This window comes from Streptomyces sp. LUP47B (assembly GCF_001746295.1).
GTDB lineage: Bacteria > Actinomycetota > Actinomycetes > Streptomycetales > Streptomycetaceae > Streptomyces.
Window position 1 is genome coordinate 1 of sequence record NZ_MJAH01000010.1, and the last position, 26995, is coordinate 26995.

Consider the following 26995-nt stretch of genomic DNA (forward strand, 5'->3'; position numbering starts at 1 on the left):
AGGGCGCCGTCGGCCCAGCGCGCGACGCGGGCCGCGTCGGCGAGACCGGAGCGCGCCATTCTGGCCAGTTCCGCGGGGGCCGGTGTGCCTTCCGGCGGGCGGGGCGCGGGGCGGCGCGGGCGCCGTTGGTTCACGGCTGAGGGGGCGGCGGCCAGGGGTCGCGGGCGGACGAGTCGAAGCCTGGAGTCGCGCGGGATACGGGACGTCACGGGTGCAGTCTTCCGGTTGACGGTCCGAAAACCCAAACGGAATGCCACCGCGCACGACGGGGCGGGTCGACACGGGGGCCGCACGGAGGGGCATACGCCGAGATCAGGCCAGTAGTACGGGCTTAAACGGAACCTGTGGGACCGGGGCGCACGCAGGTCACATCAGGGGGGTGAGGAAACGGCGCAGTGCTTCTTCGTAGCCGCTCGGGTCGGCGTTCCACATCGCCGCGTGCGGGGCTTGACGGACCGTGTGGAGGGCGATCCGGTCGGGGTGGGTGCCGGCGAGACGGCGGGAGAGGTCCCAGGGAGCGATCGTGTCGTCCGGGCCGTGGAAGATCAGGGTCGGCGGCGGGGGCCGGTCGGGGCCCATGTCGTCGGTCCGGTTCTCGTGGTCGGCGTAGGGCACGGTGCGGTCCGCGTACAGGCCGAAGTGGTCGCTGGGCAGTCCGGTGCGGCCCTGTGCCGCGCGCACCGCGAGGGGCAGGAGGACGCCGGGGGTGTGGCGGGCCGCGGCGAGGGCGCGCAGGGTCCGCTCCCAGCTGAGGACCGGGGAGTCGAGGACCAGCCCCCTGACGCGGTCGCGCAGGTCCGAGTGGGCGGCGGCGCGCAGGGCCATCGTGGCGCCGGTGGACCAGCCGTGCAGGACGAGTCGGCGGGCGCCGTGGCCGACGGCGAAGGCCATGGCCGCGTCCAGGTCGCGCCACTCGGTGTCGCCGAAGTGGTTCAGGCCGTCGGGCGGGCGGGGGGCGCCGGCGTCGCCGCGGTGGGTGGGGGCGAGGACCGGGAAGCCGAGGCGATGCAGGAACTCCATGAGGTTCATGGCGTGTTCGCGGGTCGTGCCGAGGCCGTGGACGGCGATGACCCAGGTGTCGCGTGTGCCGGGGACGAACCAGGCGGGCAGGGTGCCGAGTTCGCCCGGGATCTCGACGTCGGTGTGGTCGAGGCCGAGGACCGACTTCGGGTTGCCGACGTACGTGTTCGGGGTGAGCCAGACCTTGTCGCCGGGTTCCAGGGTGCCGTGGGTGACGCGTTCCAGGCGGCGGACGACGGTGTCGGCGGAGTGCGGTTCCGCGGCGAGGACGGGGCCCACGACGGCGTGGGAGGCGTCGCCTGCGAGGCCGTAGGTGCCGGGGCGGAGGGCGGCGAGGTCGCGGGTGAGGGTGATGCGGCCGGCGGCGGTGGAGTGAACGGTGAGCCGGGGTTCGCCGGGCAGCGGGCGGCCCGGCGACGCCTTCAGTCCGGCGTCGCTGGCGATCCTCCCGGCGATGATTCCGGCCGTGCCGGCGGCCAGGGCTGCGGTGACGGCTGCGGCCGTCGCTTTGACAGTACGCACGCCTTTCAGTGTCCTGTCGGACTCGGTTGACGGCCAGTGGGCGGGGTGCCTGCGGCGGCTTGTGCGGGTTCGGGTGCGGGTTCGGGTGCGGGTGCGGGTGCGGGTGCGGGTGCGGGTGCGGGTGCGGGTGCGGGTGCGGGTGCGGGTGCGGGTGCGGGTGCGGGTGCGGGTGCGGGTGCGGGTGCGGGTGCGGGCGTTTTTGCGCAGTTCCCCGCGCCCCTGTGTGCCTGCGGCGGCCTGTTTCTGTCCGGTGGGGGCCTTTGTAGCGCGTGCGGGTGTGTTGTGGGTCGGGGCCGGGGTGGGGGGTGTCCGTCCTCGGTCCGGCGGCTCGGTTCCTTGAGCAGTGCTCGGTAACGGACGCCGGCCGCTGCGGGCGGACACCCCCCACCCCGGCCCCTTCGCGCCGTACGCGGCTACCGGCCCGTCGTGGCCCACGGTACGGCGAACGGTCCGTCGTGGTGCGCGGTGCGGTGAGCGGTTTGTCGTGGCGCGCGGTGCGGCCAACGGCCCGTCGTGGCGCGCGAGGTGGTCGACGGTCCGTCCTGGCGCGGGTGAGTGCAACTCCTTAGGGGCGCGGGGAACTGCGCGACCAGCCCCCACCGGGCCGCAGTCGCCCGGCAACCTCAACCGGCACCCCCATGAGGCGCCCCGCTCAAGCCCGGCGCAGTCCCCGCTGGCCGTATCCGCGCAAGCGCTCGCCCGCCTCCGTCAGTTGTTCCTGCGTCAGGAGGTTCGGGGTCAGGCCCGGTACCGCGCGGGCCGTGAGCCACAGGTGGCACATCCATTCCAGTTGGGCTGTGCGGTCGTAGGCCTGGGAGAGGGTGCTGCCGTAGGCGATCGTGCCGTGGTTCTGGAGGAGGCAGGCGGAGCGGTCGGCGAGGGCGTGGAGCATGTTCTCGGCCAACTCGTCGGTGCCGTAGGTGGCATAGGGGGCGACCCGGACGGTGCCGCCGAGTGCGCCGGTCATGTAGTGGATCGCGGGGAGCTCGGGCACCAGTGTCGAGACGGCCGTGGCGTGCACCGCGTGGGTGTGGACGACCGCGCGGGCGTCGGTGCTGCGGTAGACGGCGAGGTGCATGGGGAGTTCGCTCGTCGGGACCAGGCTGCCGAGGACCTGCCGGCCGTCGAGGTCGACGCCCGTCACGTCGTCCGGCGTGAGGCGGTCGTAGGGGACGCCCGAGGGCGTGACCAGGACCGTGTCCGCGACGCGGACCGAGACGTTGCCGGAGGTTCCCACGACCAGTCCGTCGGAGACGGTCCGGCGGGCGGTGTCGACCAACTCCTCCCAGGCGTCCGCCTCCTCGGCTCCGACACCCCGTACGTCCCGTGGATCCCGTCGTTCCTCAGTCATGCCGCGATCCTGCCAGCCCAGGCACCGGATCGCCTCGGGCCGGGCACTGTAGGGCGCGCATCCGAGCTCCGAAAGGGCGCAAATGCGGATACGCGCCCTTCTCTCGTGTCTTGGCCGGAGATCGCCTGTAATTCGATTATCTTCCAGTAATCTCTGGGCTTTGTCGTGCACGACGCCATTCCGGGGGGACACATGGCCCGTGATCGCAAGCCTGCCCGTCATCGAGTTCGCGCCCTGGCCGTATTCGTGTCCGTGGCCATGCTCGCCGTGGGGGGCACGGCGCTGACCGGGACATCTGCGTCGGCGGCGGGCCCGCCCAAGGGGCACGATGTCTCTTCGCACCAGAAGAACGTCGACTGGCAGAAGGCCAGGGCCAAGGGCGCCAGGTTCGTCTACGTCAAGGCGACCGAGGCCACCGACTACCGCAATCCGCACTTCGGTCAGCAGTACGACGGCGCGCGCGACGCTGGCATCATCCGCGGGGCGTACCACTTCGCGCTGCCGGACAAGTCGTCGGGCAGGACGCAGGCCGCGTACTTCGTACGCAACGGCGGCGCCTGGTCCGCGGACGGCTGGACCCTGCCGCCCGCGCTGGACATCGAGTACAACCCGTACGACAGGAAGCACAAGTGCTACCGCATGACCAAGGCGCAGCTGGTCGGCTGGATCAAGTCGTTCAGCGATGAGGTGAAACGGCTCACCGGGCGCCGTCCGGTGATCTACACGACCGCTCACTGGTGGAACAGGTGCACGGGCGGCAGCGGGGCCTTCGCCTCCGACCACGCGCTGTGGGTGGCCCGCTACCACTCGGCGGACGCGGGAGCGCTGCCCATCGGATGGTCGTACTGGACGATCTGGCAGTACGACAACAGCGGCAGCCTGCCGGGTGACCAGAATCTCTTCAACGGGTCGGCGAATCAGCTGAGGCGGTTCGCGATGGGGTCATAGCCGTGAGCCGCAAGGTTTCGGTCACCGTGCGGCCCGCCTCAGTTCATCTTCCGTTCATCCAGGTTACCTACGTTCAACGGGCCAATGACCTCGAACGATTGCCTGGGTAAATGGAAAACTTCTCGCTGATCCTCGCGATTGTGGTGGTAACCGCACTCGCGTTCGATTTCACGAACGGTTTTCACGACACCGCCAACGCGATGGCCACCACCATCTCGACCGGTGCGCTCAAGCCCAAGGTCGCGGTGGCCATGTCCGCCGTGCTGAACCTTGTGGGCGCCTTCCTCTCGGTGGAGGTCGCCAACACGATCTCCAAGGGTCTCGTCGACGAGACCGGCATCCGTCCCGAGGTCATCTTCGCCGCCCTCGTCGGCGCGATCCTCTGGAACCTGCTGACCTGGCTGGTGGGCCTGCCCTCCAGTTCCTCGCACGCCCTCATGGGCGGTCTGATCGGCGCCACCATCGCCTCGGCGGGCACGGGCGCGGTCCACGGTGACGCGCTCGTCACCAAGGTCCTGATCCCGGCGATCGCCGCGCCGATCGTCGCGGGCGTCGCCGCCATGCTGGCCACCCGGCTCTCCTACACGCTGGGCAAGAAGGCCGACGGCAAGGCCGCCGCGAAGGGCTACCGCACCGGCCAGATCGCCTCGGCCGGCCTGGTCTCGCTGGCCCACGGCACCAACGACGCGCAGAAGACGATGGGCATCATCACCCTCGCCCTGGTCGCCGGCGGTGTCGTCGCGCCCGACTCCGACCCGCCCACCTGGGTCATCCTCTCGGCGGGCCTCGCCATCGCGCTCGGCACCTATCTCGGCGGCTGGCGCATCATCCGCACCATGGGCAAGGGCCTGACCGACCTCCAGCCGCAGCAGGGCTTCGCCGCCCAGACCAGCGCGGCCACCGTCATCCTGGCCTCGTCCCACCTCGGCTTCTCCCTCTCCACCACGCACTCCGTCTCCGGTTCGGTGATGGGCGCCGGCCTCGGCCGCAAGGGCGGCGTCGTCCGCTGGTCCACGGCCACCCGCATGTTCGTCGCCTGGGGCCTGACGCTCCCGGCGGCGGCCCTGGTGGGCGCCCTTGCCGAGTCGGTCACCGATCTCGGCGACTGGGGTACGGCGGTCGTGGCGGTCTTCCTCGTCGCCTCCAGCGCGGCGATCTGGAAGATCTCGCGGCGCGAGGTCGTCGACGCGTCCAACGTCAACCACACCGACGAGCCGGCCGGCGTGGTGACCACGGCGATCGCCGCCGTGACCCCGCCGCCCGCGGGCACGGTGACCGAGACCCTCACCGCCACGGTCCCGGCCCCGCCCGCCACGACGGAACCGGCAGCCCCGCCGGCCGCCGTCTGAGCCCGCAGTACTAAGGAAGCCTCACCATGAAGATCGACTGGGAAGCACTCGGCTCCGTCTTCGGCGTCAGCCTCGTCGTCACCGTGGGCCTCGTGGCCCTGTTCACCCTCGGCATCATGGGCCTGTCCCGCCAGGAACGGGCCACCGCCCAGGGCGACTCGGCCGCCCTCGCGGTCACCGGCGCCTACGCCTGCTTCGCGGCGTGCGCGGCGGCGGTGGCGTACGGCATTTCTCTGATCGTGGCCTGACGGCACTCGTCACTCGACGGCCGGGTGGGCACGGAACTGCGAGTTCCGTGCCCACCCGGCCGTCCTTGCGTGACCGGCGATGTGGGGTTCTGCACACTCCCCCGCCGCAGGTCAGCAGCAAGTTGACGGCTCTCGAAGGGCCATGGTGGACTGCCGGAGCCATATACGGCGGCAGAAGAGGAAGCCGGTGCGAATCCGGCGCGGTCCCGCCACTGTCACCGGGGTAGGTAGCCCCGGGAGCCAGGAACTCTCGCCGCCGGACTCGTCGAACCAGGGCGTGGACACCCTGAGTGAGGACATGACGCGATGCTCGCCTGCCGATCCACCCGCAGTTCCAGGCACTTGAACGACCCCGCGATCGGCTGAGCCGGTGCGTGCCGATCGCGTCTTCGCGTACGGCGCCGCCGCCGGTCTGATCGGTGACCTTCTGCTCGGTGACCCCCGTCGGGGGCATCCGGTCGCCGCGTTCGGACGGGCCGCGGGCGCCGTGGAGCGGGTGTTGTGGCGGGACCACCGGGGCTGGGGCACGCTGCACACCGCCGTGTGTGTGGGCGGTGCGGTGGGGCTCGGTGCCGTGGCGGAGAACGTCGTACGTCCGTCCCGTACCGCTTCCGTCGCACTCACCGCCGCCGCCACCTGGGCCGTCGTGGGCGGGACTTCACTCGTGCGGGAGGCCAAGGTCATCGGGCGGGCGCTGGAGGCCGGGGACGTCGAGGCGGCCCGGGAGCGGCTGCCGCATCTGTGTGGGCGCGATCCCCAGGCACTCGACGCCGACGGGATCGCGCGGGCCGTTGTGGAGTCCGTCGCCGAGAACACCTCCGACGCCGTCGTGGGGGCGCTCGTGTGGGGGGCCGTCGCCGGGGTGCCGGGGCTGCTCGGGTTCCGGGCCGTGAACACGCTCGACGCCATGGTGGGGCACCGGTCGGTCACCTACCGCCGCTTCGGGTGGGCTTCGGCCCGGCTGGACGACCTCGCCGGGTGGCCGGGGGCGCGGCTGACCGCCGTACTCGCCGCCCTGGCCGGTGACAGCCCGCGGGGTGCCGTGCGGGCCTGGCGGGAGGACGCACCGAAGCATCCGAGTCCCAACGCCGGTCCCGTCGAAGCCTCGTTCGCGGGGGCGCTGGGGGTCCGGCTCGGGGGGACCCTCTCGTACGCGGGGCGGGTCGAGCACCGTCCGGTGCTGCATCGGCGAGGGCGCGCCGTCGCCACGTACGACATCGAGCGCGCCGTACGGCTGTCACGGCGCGTCGGGCTGCTCGCGCTCGGCGTCGGTGTCGCCGCGCGGGCCTTCGTGAAGGGGCGTACGGCATGAGTGGCGGGGGTCTTCTCGTCGCCGGAACCACCTCGGACGCCGGCAAGAGTGTCGTCACCGCCGGGATCTGCCGGTGGCTGGTGCGGCAGGGGGTGAAGGTCGCGCCGTTCAAGGCGCAGAACATGTCTCTCAACTCGTTCGTGACGAGGGAGGGCGCGGAGATCGGGCGGGCCCAGGCCATGCAGGCTCAGGCCTGCCGCGTCGAGCCCACCGCGCTCATGAATCCCGTGCTGCTCAAGCCCGGTGGTGAGCAGAGCAGTCAGGTCGTGCTGCTCGGGAAGCCCGTCGGGGAGTTGAGCGCACGCGGTTATCACGGCGGGCGGCAGCAGCAGCTTCTCGGGACCGTGCTCGACTGTCTCGGCGAGTTGCGGGGCACGTATGACGCGGTGATCTGTGAGGGGGCCGGCAGCCCGGCCGAGATCAACCTGCGGCGTACCGACATCGTCAACATGGGGATCGCCCGGAACGCCGGGCTGCCCGTCCTTGTCGTGGGCGACATCGACCGCGGGGGCGTCTTCGCCTCCTTCTTCGGGACCGTCGCGCTGCTCTCCCCCGAGGACCAGGCGCTCGTCGCGGGGTTCCTCGTCAACAAGTTCCGGGGGGACGTCTCGCTGCTCGAACCCGGGCTCGACATGCTCCAGGGGCTCACCGGGCGGTCCACGTACGGCGTTCTGCCCTTCCGGCACGGCCTCGGGATCGACGAGGAGGACGGGCTGAGGGTGTCCCTGCGGGGGACCGTCCGGGAGTCCGCGGTGAGCCCTCCGGTGGGCGAGGACGTGCTGCGGGTCGCCGTCTGCGCGATCCCCCTGATGTCCAACTTCACCGACGTCGACGCCCTGGCCGCCGAACCCGGCGTGGTGGTGCGGTTCGTGGACCGGGCGGAGGAGCTGGCGGACGCCGACCTCGTCGTGATCCCGGGAACCCGTGGGACCGTACGGGCGCTTGAGTGGCTGCGGCAGCGCGGACTGGCCGACGCACTGGTCAGAAGGGCCGCGGAAGGCCGTCCGATCCTCGGCGTCTGCGGTGGCTTCCAGATCCTCGGCGAGCACATCGAGGACGAGGTCGAGAGCCGGCAGGGACATGTCGAGGGGCTCGGAGTCCTTCCCGTGCGGGTGCGGTTCGCGCGGGAGAAGACCCTGACCCGGCCGGAGGGCGAAGCCCTCGGCGAGCACGTCGCGGGGTACGAGATCCATCACGGGGTCGCCGACATCCACGGGGGCCAAGCGTTCCTCTCTGATGACAAGGGACACAGCCTGGACGGCTGCCGCGTCGGCCAGACCTGGGGGACCCACTGGCACGGCTCGCTGGAGTCGGACGGGTTCCGGCGGGCCTTCCTGCGGGAGGTGGCGGCCGCCGCGGGCCGCCGGTTCGTGCCGGCCCCCGACACCTCGTTCGCCGCGCTGCGCGAGGAGCAGCTCGACCGGCTCGGCGACCTGATCGAACAGCACGCGGACACGGACGCGCTGTGGCGGCTCATCGAGTCCGGTGCGCCGCAAGGACTGCCTTTCATTCCACCGGGAGCGCCCGCATGAGCACAGTGTTGTTGTTGTCCACCGCCGACACGGATCTGCTGGCGGCCCGGGCCGCCACGGGTGCCTCGTATCGGATCGGGAATCCGACCCGGGTCGAGGTCGCGCAGGAGCTGCCGGCGCTGATCGAGGGCGCGGACATCGCCGTCGTACGTCTGCTCGGCGGCAAGCGGGCCTGGGAGGACGGGCTCGCCGCGCTGAAGGCTTCCGGCGTCCCGACCGTGCTGCTCGGCGGAGAGACGGTGCCGGACGCCGAGTTGATGGCCGAGTCGTCCGTCCCGGCCGGTGTCGTGGCCGAGGCGCTCAGGTACCTCGTCGAGGGCGGGCCCGCGAACCTGGAGGAACTCGCCCGGTTCCTGTCCGACACCGTGCTGCTGACCGGCGAGGGGTTCGCCGAGCCGCGGAAGATGCCGGAGTACGGCGTCCATGGCTCGCTCGCGCCGGACAACGGCCGCCCGACCGTCGGTGTGCTCTTCTACCGGGCCCATGAACTCAGCGGCAACACCGCCTTCGTGGACACCCTGTGCGAGGCGATCGAGGCACGGGGCGCCAATGCCCTTCCCGTGTACTGCGGTTCACTTCGCGGTGCCGACGCCGGGCTCTACGAGCTCCTCGCCCGCGCCGACTCCCTCGTCGCCACCGTCCTCGCCGCCGGCGGCACCCACGCCTCGCAGGCCTCGGCGGGCGGTGACGAGGAGGCGTGGGACATCGGGGCCCTGGCCGACCTCGACGTGCCGGTGCTGCAAGGGCTCTGCCTCACGTCGTCCAGGGCCGCGTGGGAGGAGTCGGACGCCGCCCTGTCCCCCATGGACGCGGCCATGCAGGTCGCGATCCCGGAGTTCGACGGACGGCTCATCACTGTGCCGTTCTCCTTCAAGGAGCAGGGGCCCGACGATGTCCCGGTGTACGTGGCGGACCCCGAGCGGGCCGCGCGGGTCGCCGGGATCGCCGTACGGCACGCGGAGTTGAGGCACAAGCCGAACGCCGAGAAGAAGCTCGCGCTGATCTTCACCGCCTATCCGACCAAGCACTCACGGGTCGGGAACGCGGTGGGCCTGGACACGCCCGCCTCGGCGGTGCGGGTGCTGGACGCGCTCAGGGACGCCGGGTACGTCGCCGAGGGGTACCCCGACAACGGCGACGAGCTCATCCACCGGCTGATCGAGGCCGGCGGACACGACGTCGAGTGGCTGACCGAGGACCAGCTGGCGTCGGCTCCCGCGCGGGTGCCGCTCGCCGACTACCGGGCCTGGTTCGACCAGCTGGAGCCGGGGCTTCGTCAGGCCATGGTGGACGCGTGGGGTGAGCCGCCGGGCTCGCTGTACGTCGACGGGGACGACATCGTGCTGGCCTCGCTCCAGTTCGGGAACGTCGTCGTGATGATCCAGCCGCCGCGCGGCTTCGGGGAGAACCCGATCGCGATCTACCACGACCCGGACATGCCGCCGTCCCACCACTACATGGCCGCGTACCGGTGGCTCGAGAACTCTTTCGGCGCCGACGCGATCGTCCACATGGGCAAGCACGGCACGATGGAGTGGCTGCCGGGCAAGGGCCTCGGCCTCAGCGGGGGTTGTGCGCCCGATGCCGTGCTCGGTGAACTGCCGCTGATCTACCCCTTCATCGTCAACGACCCCGGCGAGGGCACCCAGGCCAAGCGGCGCGGACACGCCACCGTGGTCGACCACCTCGTGCCGCCGATGGCGCGGGCCGACACCTACGGCGACCTGGCCAAGCTGGAGCAGCTCCTGGACGAGTACGCGCTCGTCTCCGACCTGGACCCGACCAAGGCCCCGGCCGTGCGCGCCCAGATCTGGACGCTGGTCAAGGCGGCCGAGCTCCACCACGACCTGCATGTGGACGAGCAGCCGGACGACGCGGCGTTCGACGAGTTCGTCATGCACATCGACGGCTATCTGTGCGAGATCAAGGACGTGCAGATCCGGGACGGGCTGCACATCCTCGGCGGCGGTCCCGTCGACGAGGCCCGGGTCAACCTCGTGCTCGCCGTGCTGCGCGCCTCGCAGGTGTGGGGCGGACAGGCGAACGCCCTGCCGGGGCTGCGTGCTTCGTTGGCGGAGCATTTCGGGCTGGTCGAGAAGGAGTTGCTGGCCGAGCCCGGTACGCCGGTGAAGGTCCCGGTCGAGCTCTCCGACCTGGTCGACGGTCCTGCGCGCAGCGCCGCCGACGCGATCGATCTGCTGGAGCAGCTGTGCCGGCGGGTCGCGGAGGGCATGGAGGCCGTGGCCTGGGACGTGACGGCCGTTCCCGCTCTCGTGCGTGACGTCCTCGGCGCCGAACTCCCCGAGGCCGTCGCGGTGCTGGAGTTCGCCTGCACCGAGGTCGTGCCCCGGCTGGCCCGTACGACGGACGAGATCGGGCACATCCTCAAGGCCCTGGACGGGGGTTACGTCCCGGCGGGGCCTTCCGGTTCGCCCACCCGCGGACTCGTCAACGTGCTGCCGACCGGCCGGAACTTCTACTCCGTAGACCCCAAGGCCATTCCGTCCAGGCTGAGTTGGGAGGTCGGGCAGTCGCTCGCCGACTCGCTCGTGCAGCGGTACCTGGCCGACACCGGCGAGTACCCGAAGTCCGTGGGGCTCACGGTCTGGGGTACGTCCGCGATGCGTACGCAGGGCGACGACATCGCCGAGATCCTCGCGCTGCTGGGCTGCCGTCCGGTGTGGGACGACGCCTCGCGGCGGGTCACCGGCTTCGAGGTCGTTCCCCTGACCGAGCTCGGCCGTCCCCGCATCGACGTCACGGTCCGTATCTCCGGCTTCTTCCGGGACGCGTTCCCGCACGTCGTCGGCCTGATCGACGACGCCGTCCGCGCGGTCGCCGAGCTGGACGAGCCGGCCGACGGGAACTTCGTGAAGGCGCACGCCGACGAGGACACCGTCGAGCACGGTGACCGGCGACGCGCGACCGCCCGGATCTTCGGGTCCAAGCCGGGGGCGTACGGTGCCGGTCTGCTGCCGCTGATCGACGCCCGCAACTGGCGCTCGGACGCCGACCTCGCCGAGGTGTACGCGGTGTGGGGCGGCTACGCCTACGGGCGCGGGCTGGACGGCCGGGCGGCGCGCGGGGACATGGAGACGGCGTTCAAGCGGATCAACGTCGCCGCGAAGAACGTCGACACCCGCGAGCACGACCTGGTCGACGCCGACGACTACTTCCAGTACCACGGCGGCATGGTCGCCATGGTGCGCCACCTCACGGGCGCCAACCCCGAGGCGTACGTGGGCGATTCGGCCACCCCGGACCAGGTGCGGACGCGGACGCTCGGCGAGGAGACCCACCGGGTCTTCCGGGCCCGGGTCGTCAACCCGCGCTGGATGGCGGCCATGCGCCGGCACGGCTACAAGGGCGCCTTCGAGATGGCGGCGACCGTCGACTACCTCTTCGGCTACGACGCCACGGCCGGCGTGGTCGACGACTGGATGTACGAGAAGCTCAGCGCGGAGTACGTCTTCGATGCGGAGAACCGGGACTTCATGAAGAAGTCCAACCCCTGGGCCCTGCGGGGCATCACGGAGCGGCTCCTGGAGGCCGCCGACCGTGGACTGTGGGCCGAGCCGGACGCGGACACGCTGGAGCGGCTGCGGGCCACGTACCTGGAGCTCGAGGGCGACTTGGAGGGTGACGACAAGTGAGTACCCCGTTTCCGTTCACGGCCGTCGTCGGCCAGGAGGACCTGCGGCTCGCGCTGCTGCTGAACGCCGTGTCGCCGGCGGTCGGCGGTGTGCTGGTGCGCGGCGAGAAGGGCACCGCCAAGTCGACTGCGGTGCGCGCCCTTTCGGCACTGTTGCCCGAGGTCGCGGTCGTCCCCGGCTGCCGTTTCTCCTGTGACCCCGCCGCCCCGGACCCGTCCTGCCCGGACGGTCCGCACGAGGCGGGCAACGGCGGCACGCGCCCCTCCCGCATGGTCGAACTCCCCGTCGGCGCCTCCGAGGACCGGCTCGTCGGCGCCCTCGACATCGAGCGGGCGCTCGCGGAGGGAGTGAAGGCCTTCGAGCCGGGACTCCTCGCCGACGCGCACCGCGGGATCCTCTACGTCGACGAGGTCAACCTCCTCCACGATCACCTGGTCGACCTGCTGCTCGACGCCGCCGCGATGGGGGCGTCGTACGTCGAGCGGGAGGGCGTCTCGGTACGGCACGCCTCGAAGTTCCTGCTCGTCGGCACCATGAACCCCGAGGAGGGCGAGCTGCGGCCGCAGTTGCTCGACCGGTTCGGGCTGACCGTCGAGGTCGCGGCCTCGCGGGAGCCGGACCAGCGGGTGGAGGTCGTGCGGCGGCGGCTCGCCTACGACGACGATCCGGCCGGGTTCGCGGCGCGTTGGGCGGACGAGGAGCGTGCCGTACGGCAACGGATCGTCGGCGCAAGGGAGTTGCTGCCGTCGGTGCGGCTGGGCGACGGGGCGCTCAGGCAGATCGCGGCGACCTGTGCCGCGTTCGAGGTGGACGGCATGCGGGCCGACATCGTGATGGCGCGCACCGCGACCGCGCTGGCGGCGTGGGCCGGGCGGACCGATGTGCTCGCGGAGGACGTGCGGCAGGCCGCGCTCCTCGCGCTGCCGCACCGCCGACGCCGTAATCCCTTTGACGCGCCGGGTCTTGACGAGGACAAGCTCGACGAGACGCTGGAGGAGTTCAGCGGGGAGGGCGACGAGGATCCCGACCCGGACGGGCCCGGCGGGGGTGGCGGGCAGCCGCCGTCCGGGCCACAGGACGACGGGCCGCAGGCCGACGGGGGTTCCGGTGCGCAGCCGGAGGCGGGCGACGACGGCGAGCCGCAGGCGTCCGGTGCCGGTTCCGGGGAGCAGTCCGCCGCACGGGCTTCCGAGCCCTTCCGTACCAAGGTGCTCAGCGTGCCCGGGCTCGGCGACGGAGCTGCCGGGCGGCGGTCCCGTGCGCGGACCGAGCACGGGCGGACGACCGGCGCCCGGCGGCCCCAGGGAGCCCTGACGAAGCTACACCTGGCGGCCACCGTGCAGGCGGCCGCCCCGCATCAGCGGGCGCGGGGGCGGACGGGGCGTGGTCTCGTCGTCCGGCGTGACGATCTGCGGCAGGCGACGCGGGAGGGACGCGAGGGAAATCTCGTGCTGTTCGTCGTCGACGCCTCGGGGTCGATGGCGGCGCGGCAGCGGATGAGCGCGGTGAAGGGGGCCGTGCTGTCGCTGCTGCTGGACGCGTATCAGCGTCGGGACAAGGTGGGTCTGGTGACGTTCCGGGGGTCGGCGGCGGAGGTCGCCCTGCCGCCCACGTCGTCGGTGGACGCCGCGGCCGCCCGCCTTGAGACCTTGCCGACCGGTGGGCGTACCCCGCTCGCGGCCGGGCTGCTGCGGGCGCACGAGGTGCTGCGGGTGGAGCGGCTGCGGGATCCCGCGCGGCGCGCACTGGTGGTCGTGGTGACGGACGGGCGGGCCACCGGTGGGCCCGAGCCGGTCGCGCTCGCGGGGCGGGCGGCCCGGCTGTTCGCCGCGGACGGCGTCGCCTCCGTCGTCGTCGACTGCGAGTCCGGGCCGGTGCGGCTGGGGCTGGCCGGGCAGCTCGCGGGTGAACTGGACGGTACCGCGGTGACGTTGGACGAGTTGCGGGCCGACTCGATCGCCGGACTGGTGAAGGACGTACAGAGGAGGGCCGCGTAATGCCTCAGGGACAGCCGAGTGTGGTGCCGGAGGACGGACTGACGACTCGTCAGCGTCGTAACCGGCCGTTGGTGGTGGTGCACACGGGCATCGGCAAGGGGAAGTCGACCGCCGCTTTCGGGCTTGCCCTGCGGGCCTGGAATCAGGGGTGGCCCATCGGGGTGTTCCAGTTCGTCAAGTCGGCGAAGTGGAAGGTCGGCGAGGAGAACGCGCTGCGGGTGCTGGGGGCGTCCGGGGAGGGCGGGTCCGTCGACTGGCACAAGATGGGTGAGGGCTGGTCCTGGGTGCAGCGCGATGCCCAGATGGACAATGAGGAGAAGGCCCGGGAGGGCTGGGAGCAGGTCAAGCGGGACCTCGCCGCGGAGACGTACCAGCTGTACGTGCTCGACGAGTTCGCCTACCCGATGCACTGGGGGTGGGTGGACACGGATGAGGTTCTTGACGTGCTCAGGAATCGGCCCGGGACCCAGCACGTGGTCATCACCGGCCGCAACGCGCCCGAGAAGCTGGTCGACTTCGCCGATCTCGTGACCGACATGTCCAAGGTGAAGCACCCCATGGACGCCGGGCAGAAGGGGCAGAGGGGCATCGAGTGGTGACTTCTTCCGTCCCTCGGCTGGTCATCGCCGCGCCGTCCTCCGGCAGCGGCAAGACCACCGTTGCCACGGGGTTGATGGCCGCGTTCGCCGCGCGGGGGCTCGCCGTGTCTCCGCACAAGGTGGGTCCTGACTACATCGATCCCGGGTATCACGCGCTCGCGAGCGGGCGGGTGGGGCGGAATCTCGACGCGTATCTGTGCGGTCCGGAGCTGGTGGCTCCGCTGTTCCTGCACGGGGCGCGCGGGTGTGACATCGCCGTCGTGGAGGGGGTGATGGGGATGTTCGACGGGGCCGCGGGGGAAGGGGAGCTGGCGTCCACGGCTCATGTGGCGAAGCTGTTGCGGGCGCCCGTGGTGCTGGTCGTCGACGCCTCGTCGCAGTCCCGGTCGGTTGCCGCGCTGGTGCACGGGTTCGCGTCGTGGGATCCCGAGGTGCGGGTGGGGGGCGTGATCCTCAACAAGGTCGCCTCCGACCGTCATGAGGCGTTGTTGCGGGAGGCGTTGGAGTCGGCCGGGGTGCCGGTGTTCGGGGTGCTGCGGCGGGTGGCCCAGGTGGACACGCCGTCCCGGCATCTGGGGTTGGTGCCGGTCGCCGAGCGGCGGGGGGCGGCAGTGTCCGCTGTCGCGGCGATGGCGGCGCAGGTTCGTGCCGGGTGTGATCTCGATGGGCTGGTTGCGCTGGCGCGGGGTGCGGGGGCGTTGTCGTGTGCGGCTTGGGATGCGGCTGAGGTGTTGGCTTCCTCGCCCCCGCCGCCCCTACCCGTCCCTCCCCCAGAGGGGGGACCCCCACCAGGGGGCTCCGCCCCCTGGACCCCCGCTCCTCAAACGCCGGAGGGGCTGGATTTGGCTCAGGTCGCCCACCCAGGGGCGCGGGGAACTGCGCGACCAGCCCCCACTCAGCCGCACCCGGCTTCCGACGGACCGGTACGAGTCGCTGTCGCCGGCGGGCCTGCCTTCACCTTCTCCTACGCCGAGCACTCCGAGCTGCTCGCCGCCGCCGGTGCCGAGGTCATCGTCTTTGACCCCCTACGCGATGAGCAATTGCCTGCCGGGGCAAACGGGTTGGTCATCGGCGGCGGTTTCCCCGAGGTCTACGCCGCCGAGCTCTCCGCCAACGAACCGCTGCGCAAGGCCGTTTCAGCCCTCGCAGAGACCGGCGCTCCCGTCGCCGCCGAGTGTGCCGGTCTGCTCTATCTGTGCCGTGAGCTCGACGGGCAGCCCATGTGCGGGGTGCTCGACGCCTCGGCCCGGATGGAGGACAGGCTCACCCTCGGGTATCGGGACGCCGTCGCCGTCAGCGACAGTTCGCTGGCTGTCGCCGGGACGCGGATGCGGGGGCACGAGTTCCACCGGACCGTCGTGGAGCCGGGGGCCGGGGACGCGGCCGCGTGGGGTGTGCGGGTGCCCCGGCGGCGGCTCGAGGGTTTTGTACAGCGTGGTGTGCACGCGAGTTATCTGCACACGCACTGGGCCTCGCAGCCCGGTGTCGCCCGTCGGTTCGTGGAGAGGTGCCGGACGTCATGAGCAGCAGCAGGTTGATCGGGGTCGGGGTCGGTCCCGGCGATCCGGAGCTGGTGACCGTCAAGGGTGTCAACACCCTGCGCGCCGCCGACGTGGTCGTCGTGCCGGTCATGGACACGGGTGAGAGGGGGCGGGCCGAGGCGACCGTTCTGCACTACGTGCCCCAGGAGAGGATCGTCCGGGTCGTCTTCGCTCTCAACGAGCGCAGTGATCACGCCCGGCGCGAGGCCGCCTGGGACGCGGCCGGGGAGCGGGTCGCCGAGTTGCTCGCCGCCCACTCGTGCGTCGCCTTCGCCACCATCGGCGACCCCAACGTCTACTCCACCTTCACCTATCTCGCCCAGACCATCGGCGAGCTCGTGCCCGACGCCGTCGTGGAGACCGTGCCCGGGATCACCGCCATGCAGGATCTCGCCGCGCGCTCCGGGGCCGTACTGACCGAGGGCACCGAGCCGCTCACCCTCGTGCCCGTCACCGCCGGGTCCGCCGTCCTCAAGGATGCGCTCAACGGGCCCGGGACCGTCGTCGCGTACAAGTTCGGGCGCCTGGCGGGTGAGGTGGCCGAGGCGCTCAGGGAGACCGGGCGGATCGAGGACGCCGTATGGGGATCGGCGCTCGGGATGGAGGCCGAGTCCATCCGGCCCGCCGGTGAGCTCGACGGGGCTCCCCTGCCGTATCTCTCCACCCTCATCGCGCCCGCGCGGCGGGACGGCACCCGGGGCGGCAAGTTGTGACACCCCCCGCGAGCCCCTCCAGAGCCGCCGGATCAGCCGGCCAGGCCCACCACCAGCCAGATGAAACCCACCCCCGCGACGGTGCACAGCAGGGTCGAGCGGGCGGGGTGTTCGTGGTGGGCCTCGGGGAGGATCTCGGCCGCCGCGAGATAGAGGAGCGCGCCGCCGAAGAGACCGAGATAGCCACCGAGCAGACCTTCCGGGATGGTCACGAACGACGTCGACGCGGCGCCCAACACCGGGGCCGCCGCGTCCGCGAACAGCATCCCCAGCGCTCTGCGGCGGTCGTTCCCGTACAGGCTCGTGATCGTGTACGTGTTGAAGCCGTCCGCGAAGTCATGGGCCACGACGGCGAGCGCGACGGCCGTACCCATACCGCCGCCCACCTGGAAGGCCGCGCCGATCGCCACGCCGTCCATGGCGCTGTGGCCGACCATCGCGGCCGCTGCCGTGAGGCCCACCTCGGGCACCCGGCCGTCCCTCTCCTCGCCGCCGTGCGCCGCCTGACGGGCGGCCAGCAGACGTTCCACCAGATGGGCCAGCAGGAAGCCGGCCACGAAGAGGAGCAGGGCCGCGGGGACACCGAAGACCTCGTCGCCGGCCGCGCGCAGCGCCTCCGGCAGCAGGTCCAGGCCGACCACGCCGAGCATCAGGCCGCCGGCCAGTCCGAGGACCAGATGACGGCGGTCGGTCACCCGCTGTGCCGTCCAGCCGCCGGCCAGCGTCATCAGGAACGCGCCGAGCGCGACGAAGACCGCCATAGGGCCTTCGTATCCGATCAGCCCCCGTTCGCGCACATCCGGCCACCGCACCGGCGACACCCTTGACACCTTTTGCAACGAGAGGACCGATTCCCATGGCCGATGCCCCCACCGGCAAGGTGACCTTCGTCGGTGCCGGCCCCGGCGCCGCCGATCTGCTGACGTTCCGGGCCGCGCGCGCCATCGCCGAGGCCGACGTCGTGATCTGGGCCGCGAGCCTGGTGCAGGCGGAGGTCCTCGAGCACGCGCGCGAGGACGCGGAGATCCTCGACTCGGCGACCATGTCGCTCGAGGACGTCGTCGCGGTGTACGAGCGGGCGCGCGACGAGGACTTGAAGGTCGCCCGGATCCACTCCGGCGACCCCGCTCTGTGGGGCGGTACGCAGGAGCAGCTCGACCGGTGTGCGCGGATCGGCATCGAGACCGAGGTCGTGCCCGGTGTCTCGGCGTTCTCCGCGGTCGCCGCGCTCGCGCGGCGCGAGCTGACCATCCCCGAGGTCGCGCAGTCCGTCGTGCTCACCCGGCTCGGCGGCGGCAAGACGCCCATGCCGCCCGGCGAGGAGGTGCGGGAGTTCGCCAAGCACGGCACCACCATGGCGATCTTCCTGTCCGCGGCACGCAGCGGGCAGCTGGTGCGGGAGCTGCTGGAGGGCGGCTATCCGACCTCTACGCCGGTCGTCGTCGCCTACCAGGCGACCTGGCCGGAGGAGCTGGTCGTGCGGTGCACGATCGAGACGCTGGAGCAGACCGTCAAGGAGCACAAGCTCTGGAAGCACACGCTCTTCCTGGTCGGCCCGGCGCTGGACTCCGAGGGCACCCGGTCGCACCTCTACCACCCCGGTCACTTCCACGGCTACCGCAAGGCCGACCCGGAGGCCCGGCGGGCCCTGCGCGCGGCGCGGGGTGCCGGCACGTGATCACGGTCGTGGGTACGGGGACGGGGGCGCCGCCCCAGGAGTGCCTGGCCGGCGCCGAGCTGGTGGTGGGCGGGCGGCGGCACCTGGATGCCGTACGGCTGCCGGAGGCGGCGGAGCGGATCGTGCTCGGGCCGCTGGCTCCCGCCCTCGACACCATGGCGGAGTACCTGGACAAGGAACGGCGGGTGGTCGTGCTGGCCTCCGGCGACCCCGGGTTCTTCGGGATCGTGCGGGTGCTGGCCGAGCGGTTCGGGCCCGCCGCGCTGGACGTGCGGCCCGGAGTCTCCTCCGTCGCCGCCGCCTTCGCGCGGGTCGGACTGCCGTGGGAGGACGCGGTGGTGGTCAGCGCGCACGGGCGTGATCTGCGTACGGCGGTGAACGTGTGCCGCGCGCGCCCGAAGGTGGCGGTGCTGACGGGGCCGGGGGCGGGCCCCGCCGAGCTGGGAGCCGCGTTGGCGTTGCCCGGGGACGCGGGCGCCGCAGGAAGTGCCACGAGCGGCTGTCGGGCGACTGCGGCTGCTTCGTGGTCGGCCGCGCCCCGCGGCGGAGCCGCACATCGATACGGCCCCGCGCCCCTTGAGCGCGTTCTCGTCGTCGCCTCCGCTCTGGGCAGCGACGACGAACGCGTCGAGCGGGTCACCCCCGCCGAGGCCGCCGCCCGGGACTGGGGCACGGCGGTGAGTGTCGTGCTGTGTCTCGACGAGTCCCGAGCTCTCGGTGCCGTGCGCACGGTCGCCGGGCCTTCCGCAGCTCCCTCCCAATGGGCCCTGGACGAGGGTGAGTTCACCCACCGGGACTCGATGATCACCAAGTTCGAGGTGCGGGCGCTGGCGCTGGCGCGGCTCGGGCCTCGGCTCGGGGATCTGGTGTGGGACGTCGGCGCGGGCTCGGGGTCCGTGGCCGTGGAGTGCGCGCGGCTCGGTGCGGCCGTCGTCGCGGTCGAGAAGGCACCCGACGGCGTCGAACGGATCCGCGCCAACGCGGCCGCCCACGGAGTCGACGTACGGACCGTGCACGGGTCCGCGCCGGACGCGCTCGCGGAACTCGACGACCCGGACGCCGTGTTCGTGGGCGGTGGTGGACGCGAACTGCCGGACATCGTCGCCGTGTGCGCGCGGCGGGCCCGGCGCAGCGTCGTCGTCGCCATGGCCGCGCTCGACCGGGTGCCGGCCGTACGCGCGGCACTCACCGGCGCCGGGTTCGGCTGCGACGGCGTACTGCTCCAGTCGTCCCGTCTCGCACCGCTGCCCGGGGACGTGACCCGGCTCGCGGCGACCAATCCGGTCTTTCTGCTGTGGGGTGCCAGAAACCCCGTCTCTGATGAAGGAGTTGCCCAGTGATCGGCCTCATTTCCGCCACCGCGGCGGGGGCGGCGGCACGCGACCGGCTGGCCGCGGCATGGCCGGACCGTACGCGCGTGTACGACGGGCCCGTGGGCGACGCCGTACGGCGGGCGTTCGCGGAGTGCGAGCAGCTCGTGTGTTTCCTGGCCACGGGGGCGGTCGTACGGCTGATCGCGCCGCTGCTCCGCGACAAGGCCGCCGACCCGGGTGTGGTGTGTGTCGACGAGGGTGGCCGGTTCGCCGTGTCCCTGGTCGGCGGACACGGCGGCGGCGCCAATGAACTCGCCCGGGAGATCGGCGAGTTGCTGGGTGCCGAGCCCGTGGTGACGACGGCGACCGACGCGGTGGGGGTGCCGGGGCTCGACACGCTCGGGCTGCCGGTGGAGGGCGCGGTGGCCGCCGTCTCACGGGCGCTGCTTGACGGGGAACCCGTCGCCCTGCACAACGAGTCGCTCTGGCCGCTGCCGCCGCTGCCGGTCGCCGCGGAGGGGGCGTACGGCATCCGGGTCACGGACCGGCTCGTCGAGCCCTCCGAGCGGGAGGTCGTGCTGCGTCCGCCCACGCTCGTGGTCGGCGTCGGCGCCTCCAAGGGCGCGCCCGCCGAAGAGGTGCTGGAGTTGATCGGCAGTTCCTTGCGTGAGGCCGGGCTGTCCCCGAAGTCGATCGCCGAACTCGCCACCGTGGACGCCAAGGCCGAGGAGCCGGGGATCGTGGCGGCGGCCGAGCGGCTCGGCGTGCCCCTGGTCACCCATTCCGCCGAGGAGTTGGCCGCCGTCGAGGTGCCCAACCCGTCGGACGCGCCCCTGGCCGCCGTGGGCACGCCGTCGGTCGCGGAGGCCGCGGCCCTCGTACGGGGCGGTGAACTCCTCGTCCCCAAGCGGAAATCGGCCGCGACGCCCGCCATGGCGACCTGTGCGGTCGTACGGCGTCCCGTGCGCGGCCGGCTCGCGGTCGTCGGGCTCGGTCCCGGCGCCCGGGACCTGCTCACGCCCCGCGCGAAGGCGGAGCTCCGGCGTGCTTCCGTGCTCGTCGGGCTCGATCAGTACGTCGACCAGATCCGCGATCTGCTGCGGCCCGGCACCCGGGTCCTGGAGTCGGGCCTGGGGGCCGAGGAGGAGCGGGCGCGCACGGCCGTCGAAGAGGCCCGCAAGGGCCAGGCGGTCGCGCTCATCGGCAGCGGGGACGCCGGCGTGTACGCCATGGCCTCCCCCGCGCTCGCCGAGGCCTCCGACGACATCGACGTGATCGGGGTGCCGGGGGTCACGGCCGCGCTCGCGGCGGCCGCGCTCCTCGGTGCCCCGCTGGGCCACGACCACGTGTCCATCAGCCTGTCCGACCTGCACACGCCGTGGGAGGTCATCGAGCGGCGGGTGCGGGCGGCGGCCGAGGCGGACATCGTGGTCACCTTCTACAACCCCCGTTCCCGGGGCCGCGACTGGCAGCTGCCCAAGGCGCTGGCGATCCTCGCCGAGCACCGGGAGCCGGCCACGCCGGTCGGTGTCGTACGAAACGCGTCGCGGCCGGACGAGTCCGCCCGGCTGACGACCCTGGCCGCTCTCGACCCGGCCACGGTCGACATGATGACGGTCGTGACGGTGGGCAACACGGCGACCCGCGACATCGCGGGGCGTATGGTGACGCCGCGCGGCTACCGCTGGCAGGAGGGCGCCAAGTGAACCGTGTCGTCCACCCGATCGAGGTGGAGTCCTACCGGCGGCTGCGCGCCCGCCTGGACACCTCCCACTTCCCGCCGCTGACCCGGGCGGTGGTGGAGAGGGTCATCCACTCCGCCGCCGATCTGGGGTACGCCACCGATCTCGTCATGGACGAGGGCGACCTGGAGAAGGCGCACACCGCGTTGCACTCCGGCGCGCCCGTGGTCACGGACGTGGAGATGGTCGCGGCCGGCATCACCCGGCGGGAGACCGTCTGCCGGCTGAGGGACGCCAAGTCGGGGCCCGGGCTGACCCGTTCGGCCCACGCCATCCGCCTCGCCCACGAGCAGGTCGGCCCCGGGGCGATCTGGGTGATCGGCAACGCCCCCACCGCGCTGGAGGAGTTGCTGACCCTGGACGCGGCCCCGGCGCTCGTCATCGGGCTGCCCGTCGGCTTCGTCGGCGCGGTCGAGTCCAAGGCCGCGTTGCGCGAGAGCGGGCTGCCCGCCGTGTCCAACGTGTCCGAGAAGGGCGGTTCGGCGGTCGCCTCCGCGGCGCTCAACGCCCTGCTGTACCACCCCATTCACCCTTCCGAGGAGACATCGTGACCACCCCGCCGCCCGCCCTGCTCATCGCCGGTCACGGCACCCGGGACGAGGCCGGAGCCGAGGCGTTCCGTGACTTCGTCCGGCAGCTGGGGGCCCGCCACCCCGAACTGCCCGTCGCGGGCGGCTTCATCGAGCTCTCCCCGCCGCCGCTGGGCGACGCGGTGGCCGAGCTGGTGGAGCGCGGGGTCCGCCGGTTCGCCGCCGTGCCGCTGATGCTGGTGTCCGCCGGACACGCCAAGGGCGACATCCCGGCGGCGCTGTCCCGCGAGAAGGAGCGGCACCCCGGGATCTCGTACACCTACGGGCGTCCACTGGGCCCGCACCCGGCGCTGCTGAACGTCCTGGAGCGGCGCCTCGACGAGGCGCTGGGCGCCACCGGCGGGCGCACCCCGATGGACCGGGCGGACGTGACCGTGCTGCTCGTCGGGCGGGGTTCCACGGATCCCGACGCCAACGCCGAGGTGTACAAGGCGGCCCGGCTGCTGTGGGAGGGGCGCGGATACGCGGGCGTGGAGACCGCGTTCGTGTCGCTGGCCGCGCCGGACGTGCCGAGCGGGCTCGACCGGTGTGTGGCGCTGGGGGCGCGCAGGATCGTCGTGCTGCCATACTTCCTGTTCACCGGGATCCTGCCGGACCGGGTGCAGCAGCAGACCGAGGGCTGGGCGGCCGCGCATCCGGAGGTCGAGGTGCGCTCCGCGGAGGTCATCGGTCCGGAGCCGGAGCTGCTCGACCTGGTGATGGAGCGCTACGAGGAGGCCGTCAAAGGCGATCTTCGGATGAACTGCGACTCGTGCGTGTACCGCATCGCGCTGCCGGGCTTCGAGGACAAGGTGGGTCTGCCCCAGCAGCCGCACTTCCATCCGGACGACGACGGCCACCATCACCACGGCCACCACCACGGCGCCCACAGCCATGCGCACTGACCGAGCCGGCGGGCACGACCTGCGGCACCACGGCGACGCCGAGGTGCGGGACGACGGGGCGCGGCTCACCGACCTCGCCGTGAACGTCCGCGCGGACACTCCCCCGGTATGGCTGCGGGAGCGGATCGCCGGATCGCTGACGGGGCTCGCCGCCTATCCCGACGGGCGGGCGGCGCGGGCGGCGGTGGCGGCCCGGCACGAGGTGCCCGTGGAGCGGGTGCTGCTGACGGCGGGGGCCGCCGAGGCGTTCGTGCTGCTCGCGCGCGGCCTGACGATCCGTCACCCGGTGGTGGTGCATCCGCAGTTCACCGAGCCGGAGGCGGCGCTGCGGGATGCCGGGCACACCGTCGACCGGGTGCTGCTGCGGGAGGAGGACGGTTTCCGGCTCGACCCGGCGGCCGTCCCCGAGGACGCCGACCTGGTGATCGTCGGCAATCCGACCAACCCCACCTCGGTCCTGCATCCGGCCGGCACGATCGCCGAACTGGCCCGTCCGGGGCGGACGTTGGTGGTGGACGAGGCGTTCCTGGACGCGGTGCCGGGCGAGCGCGAGGCGCTGGCCGGGCGGACGGACGTGCCCGGACTCGTCGTCCTGCGCAGCCTGACGAAGACCTGGGGCCTGGCCGGGCTCCGGATCGGCTACGTCCTCGCCGACCCGGAGACGATCACCGCCCTGGAGCGCGCCCAGCCGCTGTGGCCGGTCTCCACACCGGCCCTCGCGGCGGCCCTGGCGTGCATGGAGCCACGCGCCCTGGCGGAGGCCGCCCACGCGGCGCACCGCGTGGCCACCGACCGGGCCCATCTCGTCGCCGGGCTGCGGGAGTTCGCCTCGGACGGGCTCCGGGTGGTCGAACCGGCACAGGGCCCCTTCGTCCTCGTACGCCTGCCGCAGGCGGCTGTCGTACGACGGCATCTGCGCGATCTCGGTTTCGCGGTGCGGCGCGGGGACACGTTCCCGGGGCTCGGCGAGGAGTGGCTGCGGCTCGCGGTGCGGGACCGGGCGACGGTCAACTCCTTTCTGCAGGCCCTGGACCAGGCCGTGACGCTGGCCCAGCACTGAGGCGGGTGCCGTCGGGGAAACGGATCTCCACAGTGCCGCCGGGGGTGAGCGTGGCGGCCGCGCCCGTGACGGGCACGTCGGCGCCGAGGGCCACGAGGGTGACCAGAAGCGTGCCGGTGCCTTCGAGGACGGGGGTCGCCGAGTACCGGCCGCAGGCGTTGGTGTCCTCGGCCGCCACGACCGTGCCGTCGGCCTCGCCCCAGCCGTACAGTCCGACGACGGCGCTCGTCAGTCCGTCGGCGGCCCGGCGGACCCGCGCCCAGCCGGGCCCGGACTCGGTGATCGGCGGCCCGCTGTCGTCGGCGAGGGCCCAGCCCCCTTCCCGCACCGGGACGTCGTCCACCGGGATGCGGTGCACGCGTACCTCCCACGGCCCGTGCACCACGCTCACCGTCTCGACACGGTGCCCGCGTGCGAGATGCCAGGAGGCGGCCGTACGGCCTTCGCAGTGCAGCGGGTGGATACGGCCGCGGGGGGACGGCGTGCCGTCGGGGGCGAGCAGGGCGAGGTGGTTGTCGGGGCCGAGGGGGGTCTCGGGGGCGGTGGCGGTGGAGTAGGCGAGCTTGGCGTAGTGCGGACTGTCGTCGTCGGCCGCAGGTGGGGGCGGAAGGCGGTCGGTGCCGTGGTTGACGAGGCGGACGATGCCGTCGGAGGCGGTCGAGTGGATCAGCCAGCCGGGGGCGGGGAGCGCGAGGACGGTGTCGGTGGTGTCGACGGGGCCGGGCTCCTCGGGGGCCGTCCACACCGGGTGGTCCGCCGGCAGCAGCAGGCCGAGGAACGCCTTGCTCGCCCAGTACGGGGAGGCGGGGCCCGAGTAGCGCTGGAGCACTCCCTCGAACGGCCGGTACCAGCCGAGGGTGAGCAGGCCGCGTTCGTCGGGGGCGCCCCGCTCGGTGAAGTGCTTGAGGGTGCCGGAGGCCAGGCGGCGGGTGACGCCGGGCGGCAGCGGGGTGGCGTCGGCGAGGGCGCCCGCCCAGAGCGGGGCGGCGGCCGCGAACCGGTAGGTGAGGGAGCGGCCCTGGTGGACAGGGGCGCCGTCGGAGCCGAAGAAGTACTGGTGGACGCCGAGGAACTCCCGCAGCCGGTCGCGGTGCCGGGCCACGGTCCCCGGGTCGGCGCGCGGTCCCGCGATCCGGGCCCACAGCACCGGGTACAGGTGCAGCGCCCAGGCGTTGTAGTAGTCGAACTTCTTCCCGTCGCCGTCGGTGTACCAGCCGCCGCCCCGGTACCAGTCGTCCAGCCGGGCGAGGCCCGCGTCGATCTCCGCCCGGCTGTGCGGGGCGCCGACGGAGGCCAGGAACTCCTCCGTGATCACCTGGAAGAGCCGCCAGTTGGAGTCGTTGGCCCTCGCCCCCACGAACCGGCCGAGCCACTCGGCCACTCGGCCCCGCACCCGGTCGTCGAGCCGGTCCCACAGCCAGGGCCGGGACTCGTGCAGCGCGAGGGCGATCGAGGCCGCCTCCACCATCGGCTGGGCACGGTCGGCGATCGGCGGCCAGTGCTCGGGATGGTGCGGATCGGTGCCGGCGTCGAGTCCGGCGGCGTACCGCTCGATGAGCGCGGGGGCGACCCGCCCCGCCGACCCGGCGATCCGGAAGGCGGCGAGCAGGAAGGACCGCGCGAACCCCTCGAGGCCGTCGGACCAGGCCCCGGAGTGGCTGGGCGGGCCGGGCAGCCGGTACTGGGCGAAGCCCGGGGTGGCGTAGGGCAGCAGCCCGTCGAGCAGCCGGTCGGCGACCGCTTCCCAGTGGGCCCGGGTCCAGCCGGTGAGGGGGGAGAGGAGGGGGTCGGTGGGCGGGAGGTCGGGGTGGTGCGTCGGGTCGTCGGTCGGCGACACATGCGGCGCGGTCATACGGGGGTGAGTCCTCCGTCGGTCGGTGGTGGGGCGACGCTTTTGCGTACGACGATGTGGGTGCCCAGCAGATGACGGCTCCCGGCGGCGTGTTCGGGGTCGCGCAGGGCGATGCGGACGGCGGCGCGGCCGAGTTCCTCGGCGGGCGTGCGCACCGTCGTCAGCGGTGGGTTGAAGTCCTCGGCGAGCGGGATGTCGTTGTAGCCGACGACGGAGATGTCCGCGGGCACGCCGAGCCCGGCGTCGGCGATGGCACGCAACGCCCCCGCCGCGACCATGTCGTCCCCGGCGACCACCGCCGTGAACTCCCTGGTCTCCTTCAGCAGTTCGGTCATCGCCCGCAACCCCGCCGCCCGACCGAGGCCGCAGTCGACGACCCGCGCGGCAGCCGGGGGCAGCCCGTGCTCGGCGAGCGCGGCCCGGTATCCCGCGACGCGGGCGTCGAGGGCGGTGTTCCCGGGCAGCCCGCCGAGAAAGACGATCCGCCGGTGCCCCGCGGACAGCAGGTGCCCGGTGATGGCCCGGGCCCCCGCCTCGTTGTCGAACTCGACGACCAGCGCCGGGATGTCGGGGTCCGGGGCGGGACGGCCGCACAGCACCAGCCGGGCCCCGGAGGAGTCGAGGGCCTGCGCGTAGTGGGCCACGCGTGAGCGGTACGCCTCGTCCTCGACGACCCCGCCGACGAGGATCACCAGCCGGGCCCCTTCCTCCCGCATGAGCTGTACGAACTCCATCTCCCGCTGCGGTTCCCCGCCGGTCGCCCCGACCACGCACAGCCATCCACGGTCGGCGGCCTCGGCCTCCACTCCCTCGGCGACCTGGGCGTAGAAGGGGCTGGTGACCTGCCGGACGACGACGGCGGCCATCTTGCGGCCGCCGCCGACCAGCGCCCTGGCATGCGCGTTGGCGACGTAGTCGAGATCGCGGGCGGCACGCAGGACACGGGCCCGGGTCGCGGCCGGCACCGGATGGTTGCCGCTGAGCGCGCGCGAGGCAGTCGCCATCGACACCCCCGCGCGCTCGGCGACCTCACGGATCGTGACCCGCCGCCTGGACCCCGTGTCCGTCATGTCGTTCTCCATCCCCCGCGT

21 protein-coding genes, 1 pseudogene and 1 riboswitch are annotated in these 26995 nt (G+C 72.9%); of the genes and pseudogenes, 16 read left to right on the plus strand and 6 right to left on the minus strand.

Features of this window, described 5'->3' with window-relative positions:
• The 3 genes and pseudogenes from BFN33_RS53695 to BFN33_RS28030 form a co-directional block, all read right to left on the minus strand.
• Positions 1–209: pseudogene (locus BFN33_RS53695) on the minus strand (hypothetical protein); the annotation flags it as partial.
• A 157-nt stretch (positions 210–366) separates the two neighbouring features.
• A complete protein-coding gene (locus BFN33_RS28025) occupies positions 367–1542 on the minus strand; it encodes an alpha/beta hydrolase (RefSeq protein ID WP_069762929.1) in 1176 nt (391 codons plus the stop codon).
• Between the two features lie 652 nt (positions 1543–2194).
• Positions 2195–2893, minus strand: a complete 699-nt coding sequence (locus tag BFN33_RS28030) for a class II aldolase/adducin family protein (protein ID WP_069762930.1) — start codon at positions 2891–2893, stop codon at positions 2195–2197.
• A gap of 192 nt (positions 2894–3085) precedes the next feature.
• Here BFN33_RS28030 and BFN33_RS28035 point away from each other — a divergent pair, with 192 nt between their 5' ends.
• The 10 genes from BFN33_RS28035 (at position 3086) to cobI (ending at position 16785) form a co-directional block, all read left to right on the plus strand.
• Positions 3086–3841, plus strand: coding sequence for a lysozyme (locus BFN33_RS28035; protein ID WP_069762931.1), 756 nt, complete (start codon positions 3086–3088; stop codon positions 3839–3841).
• Between the two features lie 110 nt (positions 3842–3951).
• A complete protein-coding gene (locus tag BFN33_RS28040; RefSeq protein ID WP_069762932.1) occupies positions 3952–5190 on the plus strand; it encodes an inorganic phosphate transporter in 1239 nt (412 codons plus the stop codon).
• A gap of 26 nt (positions 5191–5216) precedes the next feature.
• Positions 5217–5438, plus strand: coding sequence for a hypothetical protein (locus tag BFN33_RS28045; protein WP_069762933.1), 222 nt, complete (start codon positions 5217–5219; stop codon positions 5436–5438).
• A 129-nt stretch (positions 5439–5567) separates the two neighbouring features.
• Positions 5568–5711, plus strand: a riboswitch (cobalamin riboswitch).
• A gap of 97 nt (positions 5712–5808) precedes the next feature.
• Complete coding sequence (locus BFN33_RS28050) at positions 5809–6750, plus strand: cobalamin biosynthesis protein (RefSeq protein WP_069762934.1); 942 nt, start codon at positions 5809–5811, stop codon at positions 6748–6750.
• Entirely contained in the window at positions 6747–8282 is a 1536-nt protein-coding gene (locus BFN33_RS28055; protein ID WP_069762935.1) for a cobyric acid synthase, read from the plus strand. Before BFN33_RS28050 ends, BFN33_RS28055 begins: the two co-directional genes overlap by 4 nt.
• The gene (gene cobN, locus BFN33_RS28060) at positions 8279–11935 is read left to right on the plus strand and encodes a cobaltochelatase subunit CobN (RefSeq protein ID WP_069762936.1); all 3657 of its coding nucleotides are present in this window, start codon (positions 8279–8281) and stop codon (positions 11933–11935) included. The genes BFN33_RS28055 and cobN overlap by 4 nt, the downstream gene beginning before the upstream one ends.
• On the plus strand, positions 11932–13932 hold the full coding sequence (locus tag BFN33_RS28065; RefSeq protein ID WP_069762937.1) for a putative cobaltochelatase: 2001 nt from the start codon (positions 11932–11934) through the stop codon (positions 13930–13932). The genes cobN and BFN33_RS28065 overlap by 4 nt, the downstream gene beginning before the upstream one ends.
• Positions 13932–14531, plus strand: a complete 600-nt coding sequence (gene cobO / locus BFN33_RS28070) for a cob(I)yrinic acid a,c-diamide adenosyltransferase (RefSeq protein WP_069762938.1) — start codon at positions 13932–13934, stop codon at positions 14529–14531. The genes BFN33_RS28065 and cobO overlap by 1 nt, the downstream gene beginning before the upstream one ends.
• Positions 14525–16054, plus strand: coding sequence for a cobyrinate a,c-diamide synthase (locus BFN33_RS28075; protein WP_088245410.1), 1530 nt, complete (start codon positions 14525–14527; stop codon positions 16052–16054). The genes cobO and BFN33_RS28075 overlap by 7 nt, the downstream gene beginning before the upstream one ends.
• Positions 16039–16785, plus strand: a complete 747-nt coding sequence (cobI, locus tag BFN33_RS28080; protein ID WP_069762939.1) for a precorrin-2 C(20)-methyltransferase — start codon at positions 16039–16041, stop codon at positions 16783–16785. The genes BFN33_RS28075 and cobI overlap by 16 nt, the downstream gene beginning before the upstream one ends.
• Positions 16786–16817: 32 nt before the next feature.
• On the opposite strand, the gene BFN33_RS28085 is transcribed toward cobI, so the two are convergent.
• Positions 16818–17546 (minus strand): ZIP family metal transporter, encoded by a 729-nt coding sequence (locus BFN33_RS28085; RefSeq protein WP_069762940.1) that lies wholly within the window; start codon positions 17544–17546, stop codon positions 16818–16820.
• A gap of 95 nt (positions 17547–17641) precedes the next feature.
• Between BFN33_RS28085 and cobM the strand changes: the two genes are divergently transcribed.
• From cobM to cobC, 6 genes are read left to right on the plus strand one after another with little or no spacing between them, the layout of a single operon-like run.
• Complete coding sequence (cobM, locus tag BFN33_RS28090) at positions 17642–18463, plus strand: precorrin-4 C(11)-methyltransferase (RefSeq protein ID WP_069762941.1); 822 nt, start codon at positions 17642–17644, stop codon at positions 18461–18463.
• Positions 18460–19803 carry a bifunctional cobalt-precorrin-7 (C(5))-methyltransferase/cobalt-precorrin-6B (C(15))-methyltransferase gene (locus tag BFN33_RS28095; protein WP_069762942.1) on the plus strand — a complete coding sequence of 448 codons (1344 nt, stop codon included), beginning with the start codon at positions 18460–18462 and terminating at the stop codon, positions 19801–19803. Before cobM ends, BFN33_RS28095 begins: the two co-directional genes overlap by 4 nt.
• Entirely contained in the window at positions 19800–21482 is a 1683-nt protein-coding gene (gene cobJ / locus BFN33_RS28100) for a precorrin-3B C(17)-methyltransferase (RefSeq protein ID WP_069762943.1), read from the plus strand. The genes BFN33_RS28095 and cobJ overlap by 4 nt, the downstream gene beginning before the upstream one ends.
• On the plus strand, positions 21479–22069 hold the full coding sequence (locus BFN33_RS28105; RefSeq protein ID WP_069762944.1) for a precorrin-8X methylmutase: 591 nt from the start codon (positions 21479–21481) through the stop codon (positions 22067–22069). The genes cobJ and BFN33_RS28105 overlap by 4 nt, the downstream gene beginning before the upstream one ends.
• Complete coding sequence (locus BFN33_RS28110) at positions 22066–22992, plus strand: sirohydrochlorin chelatase (RefSeq protein WP_069762945.1); 927 nt, start codon at positions 22066–22068, stop codon at positions 22990–22992. Before BFN33_RS28105 ends, BFN33_RS28110 begins: the two co-directional genes overlap by 4 nt.
• A complete protein-coding gene (gene cobC, locus BFN33_RS28115) occupies positions 22982–24052 on the plus strand; it encodes an Rv2231c family pyridoxal phosphate-dependent protein CobC (protein ID WP_069762946.1) in 1071 nt (356 codons plus the stop codon). The genes BFN33_RS28110 and cobC overlap by 11 nt, the downstream gene beginning before the upstream one ends.
• Here the strand turns inward: cobC and BFN33_RS28120 are convergent.
• Positions 24000–25904 carry a DUF2264 domain-containing protein gene (locus tag BFN33_RS28120; protein WP_079141047.1) on the minus strand — a complete coding sequence of 635 codons (1905 nt, stop codon included), beginning with the start codon at positions 25902–25904 and terminating at the stop codon, positions 24000–24002. The two genes, cobC and BFN33_RS28120, sit on opposite strands and share 53 nt — an antisense overlap.
• A complete protein-coding gene (locus tag BFN33_RS28125) occupies positions 25901–26974 on the minus strand; it encodes a LacI family DNA-binding transcriptional regulator (protein WP_088245417.1) in 1074 nt (357 codons plus the stop codon). Before BFN33_RS28125 ends, BFN33_RS28120 begins: the two co-directional genes overlap by 4 nt.
• Positions 26975–26995 lie beyond the last annotated feature (21 nt).

Coding starts and splice junctions, on each gene's coding strand:
- BFN33_RS28030 (WP_069762930.1), bottom strand. CDS start 2,893: ATGACTGAGGAACGACGGGATCCACGGGACGTACGGGGTGTCGGAGCC.
- BFN33_RS28035 (WP_069762931.1), top strand. CDS start 3,086: ATGGCCCGTGATCGCAAGCCTGCCCGTCATCGAGTTCGCGCCCTGGCC.
- BFN33_RS28040 (WP_069762932.1), top strand. CDS start 3,952: ATGGAAAACTTCTCGCTGATCCTCGCGATTGTGGTGGTAACCGCACTC.
- BFN33_RS28045 (WP_069762933.1), top strand. CDS start 5,217: ATGAAGATCGACTGGGAAGCACTCGGCTCCGTCTTCGGCGTCAGCCTC.
- BFN33_RS28055 (WP_069762935.1), top strand. CDS start 6,747: ATGAGTGGCGGGGGTCTTCTCGTCGCCGGAACCACCTCGGACGCCGGC.
- cobN (WP_069762936.1), top strand. CDS start 8,279: ATGAGCACAGTGTTGTTGTTGTCCACCGCCGACACGGATCTGCTGGCG.
- cobO (WP_069762938.1), top strand. CDS start 13,932: ATGCCTCAGGGACAGCCGAGTGTGGTGCCGGAGGACGGACTGACGACT.
- BFN33_RS28085 (WP_069762940.1), bottom strand. CDS start 17,546: ATGGCGGTCTTCGTCGCGCTCGGCGCGTTCCTGATGACGCTGGCCGGC.
- cobM (WP_069762941.1), top strand. CDS start 17,642: ATGGCCGATGCCCCCACCGGCAAGGTGACCTTCGTCGGTGCCGGCCCC.
- cobC (WP_069762946.1), top strand. CDS start 22,982: ATGCGCACTGACCGAGCCGGCGGGCACGACCTGCGGCACCACGGCGAC.
- BFN33_RS28120 (WP_079141047.1), bottom strand. CDS start 25,904: ATGACCGCGCCGCATGTGTCGCCGACCGACGACCCGACGCACCACCCC.
- BFN33_RS28125 (WP_088245417.1), bottom strand. CDS start 26,974: ATGACGGACACGGGGTCCAGGCGGCGGGTCACGATCCGTGAGGTCGCC.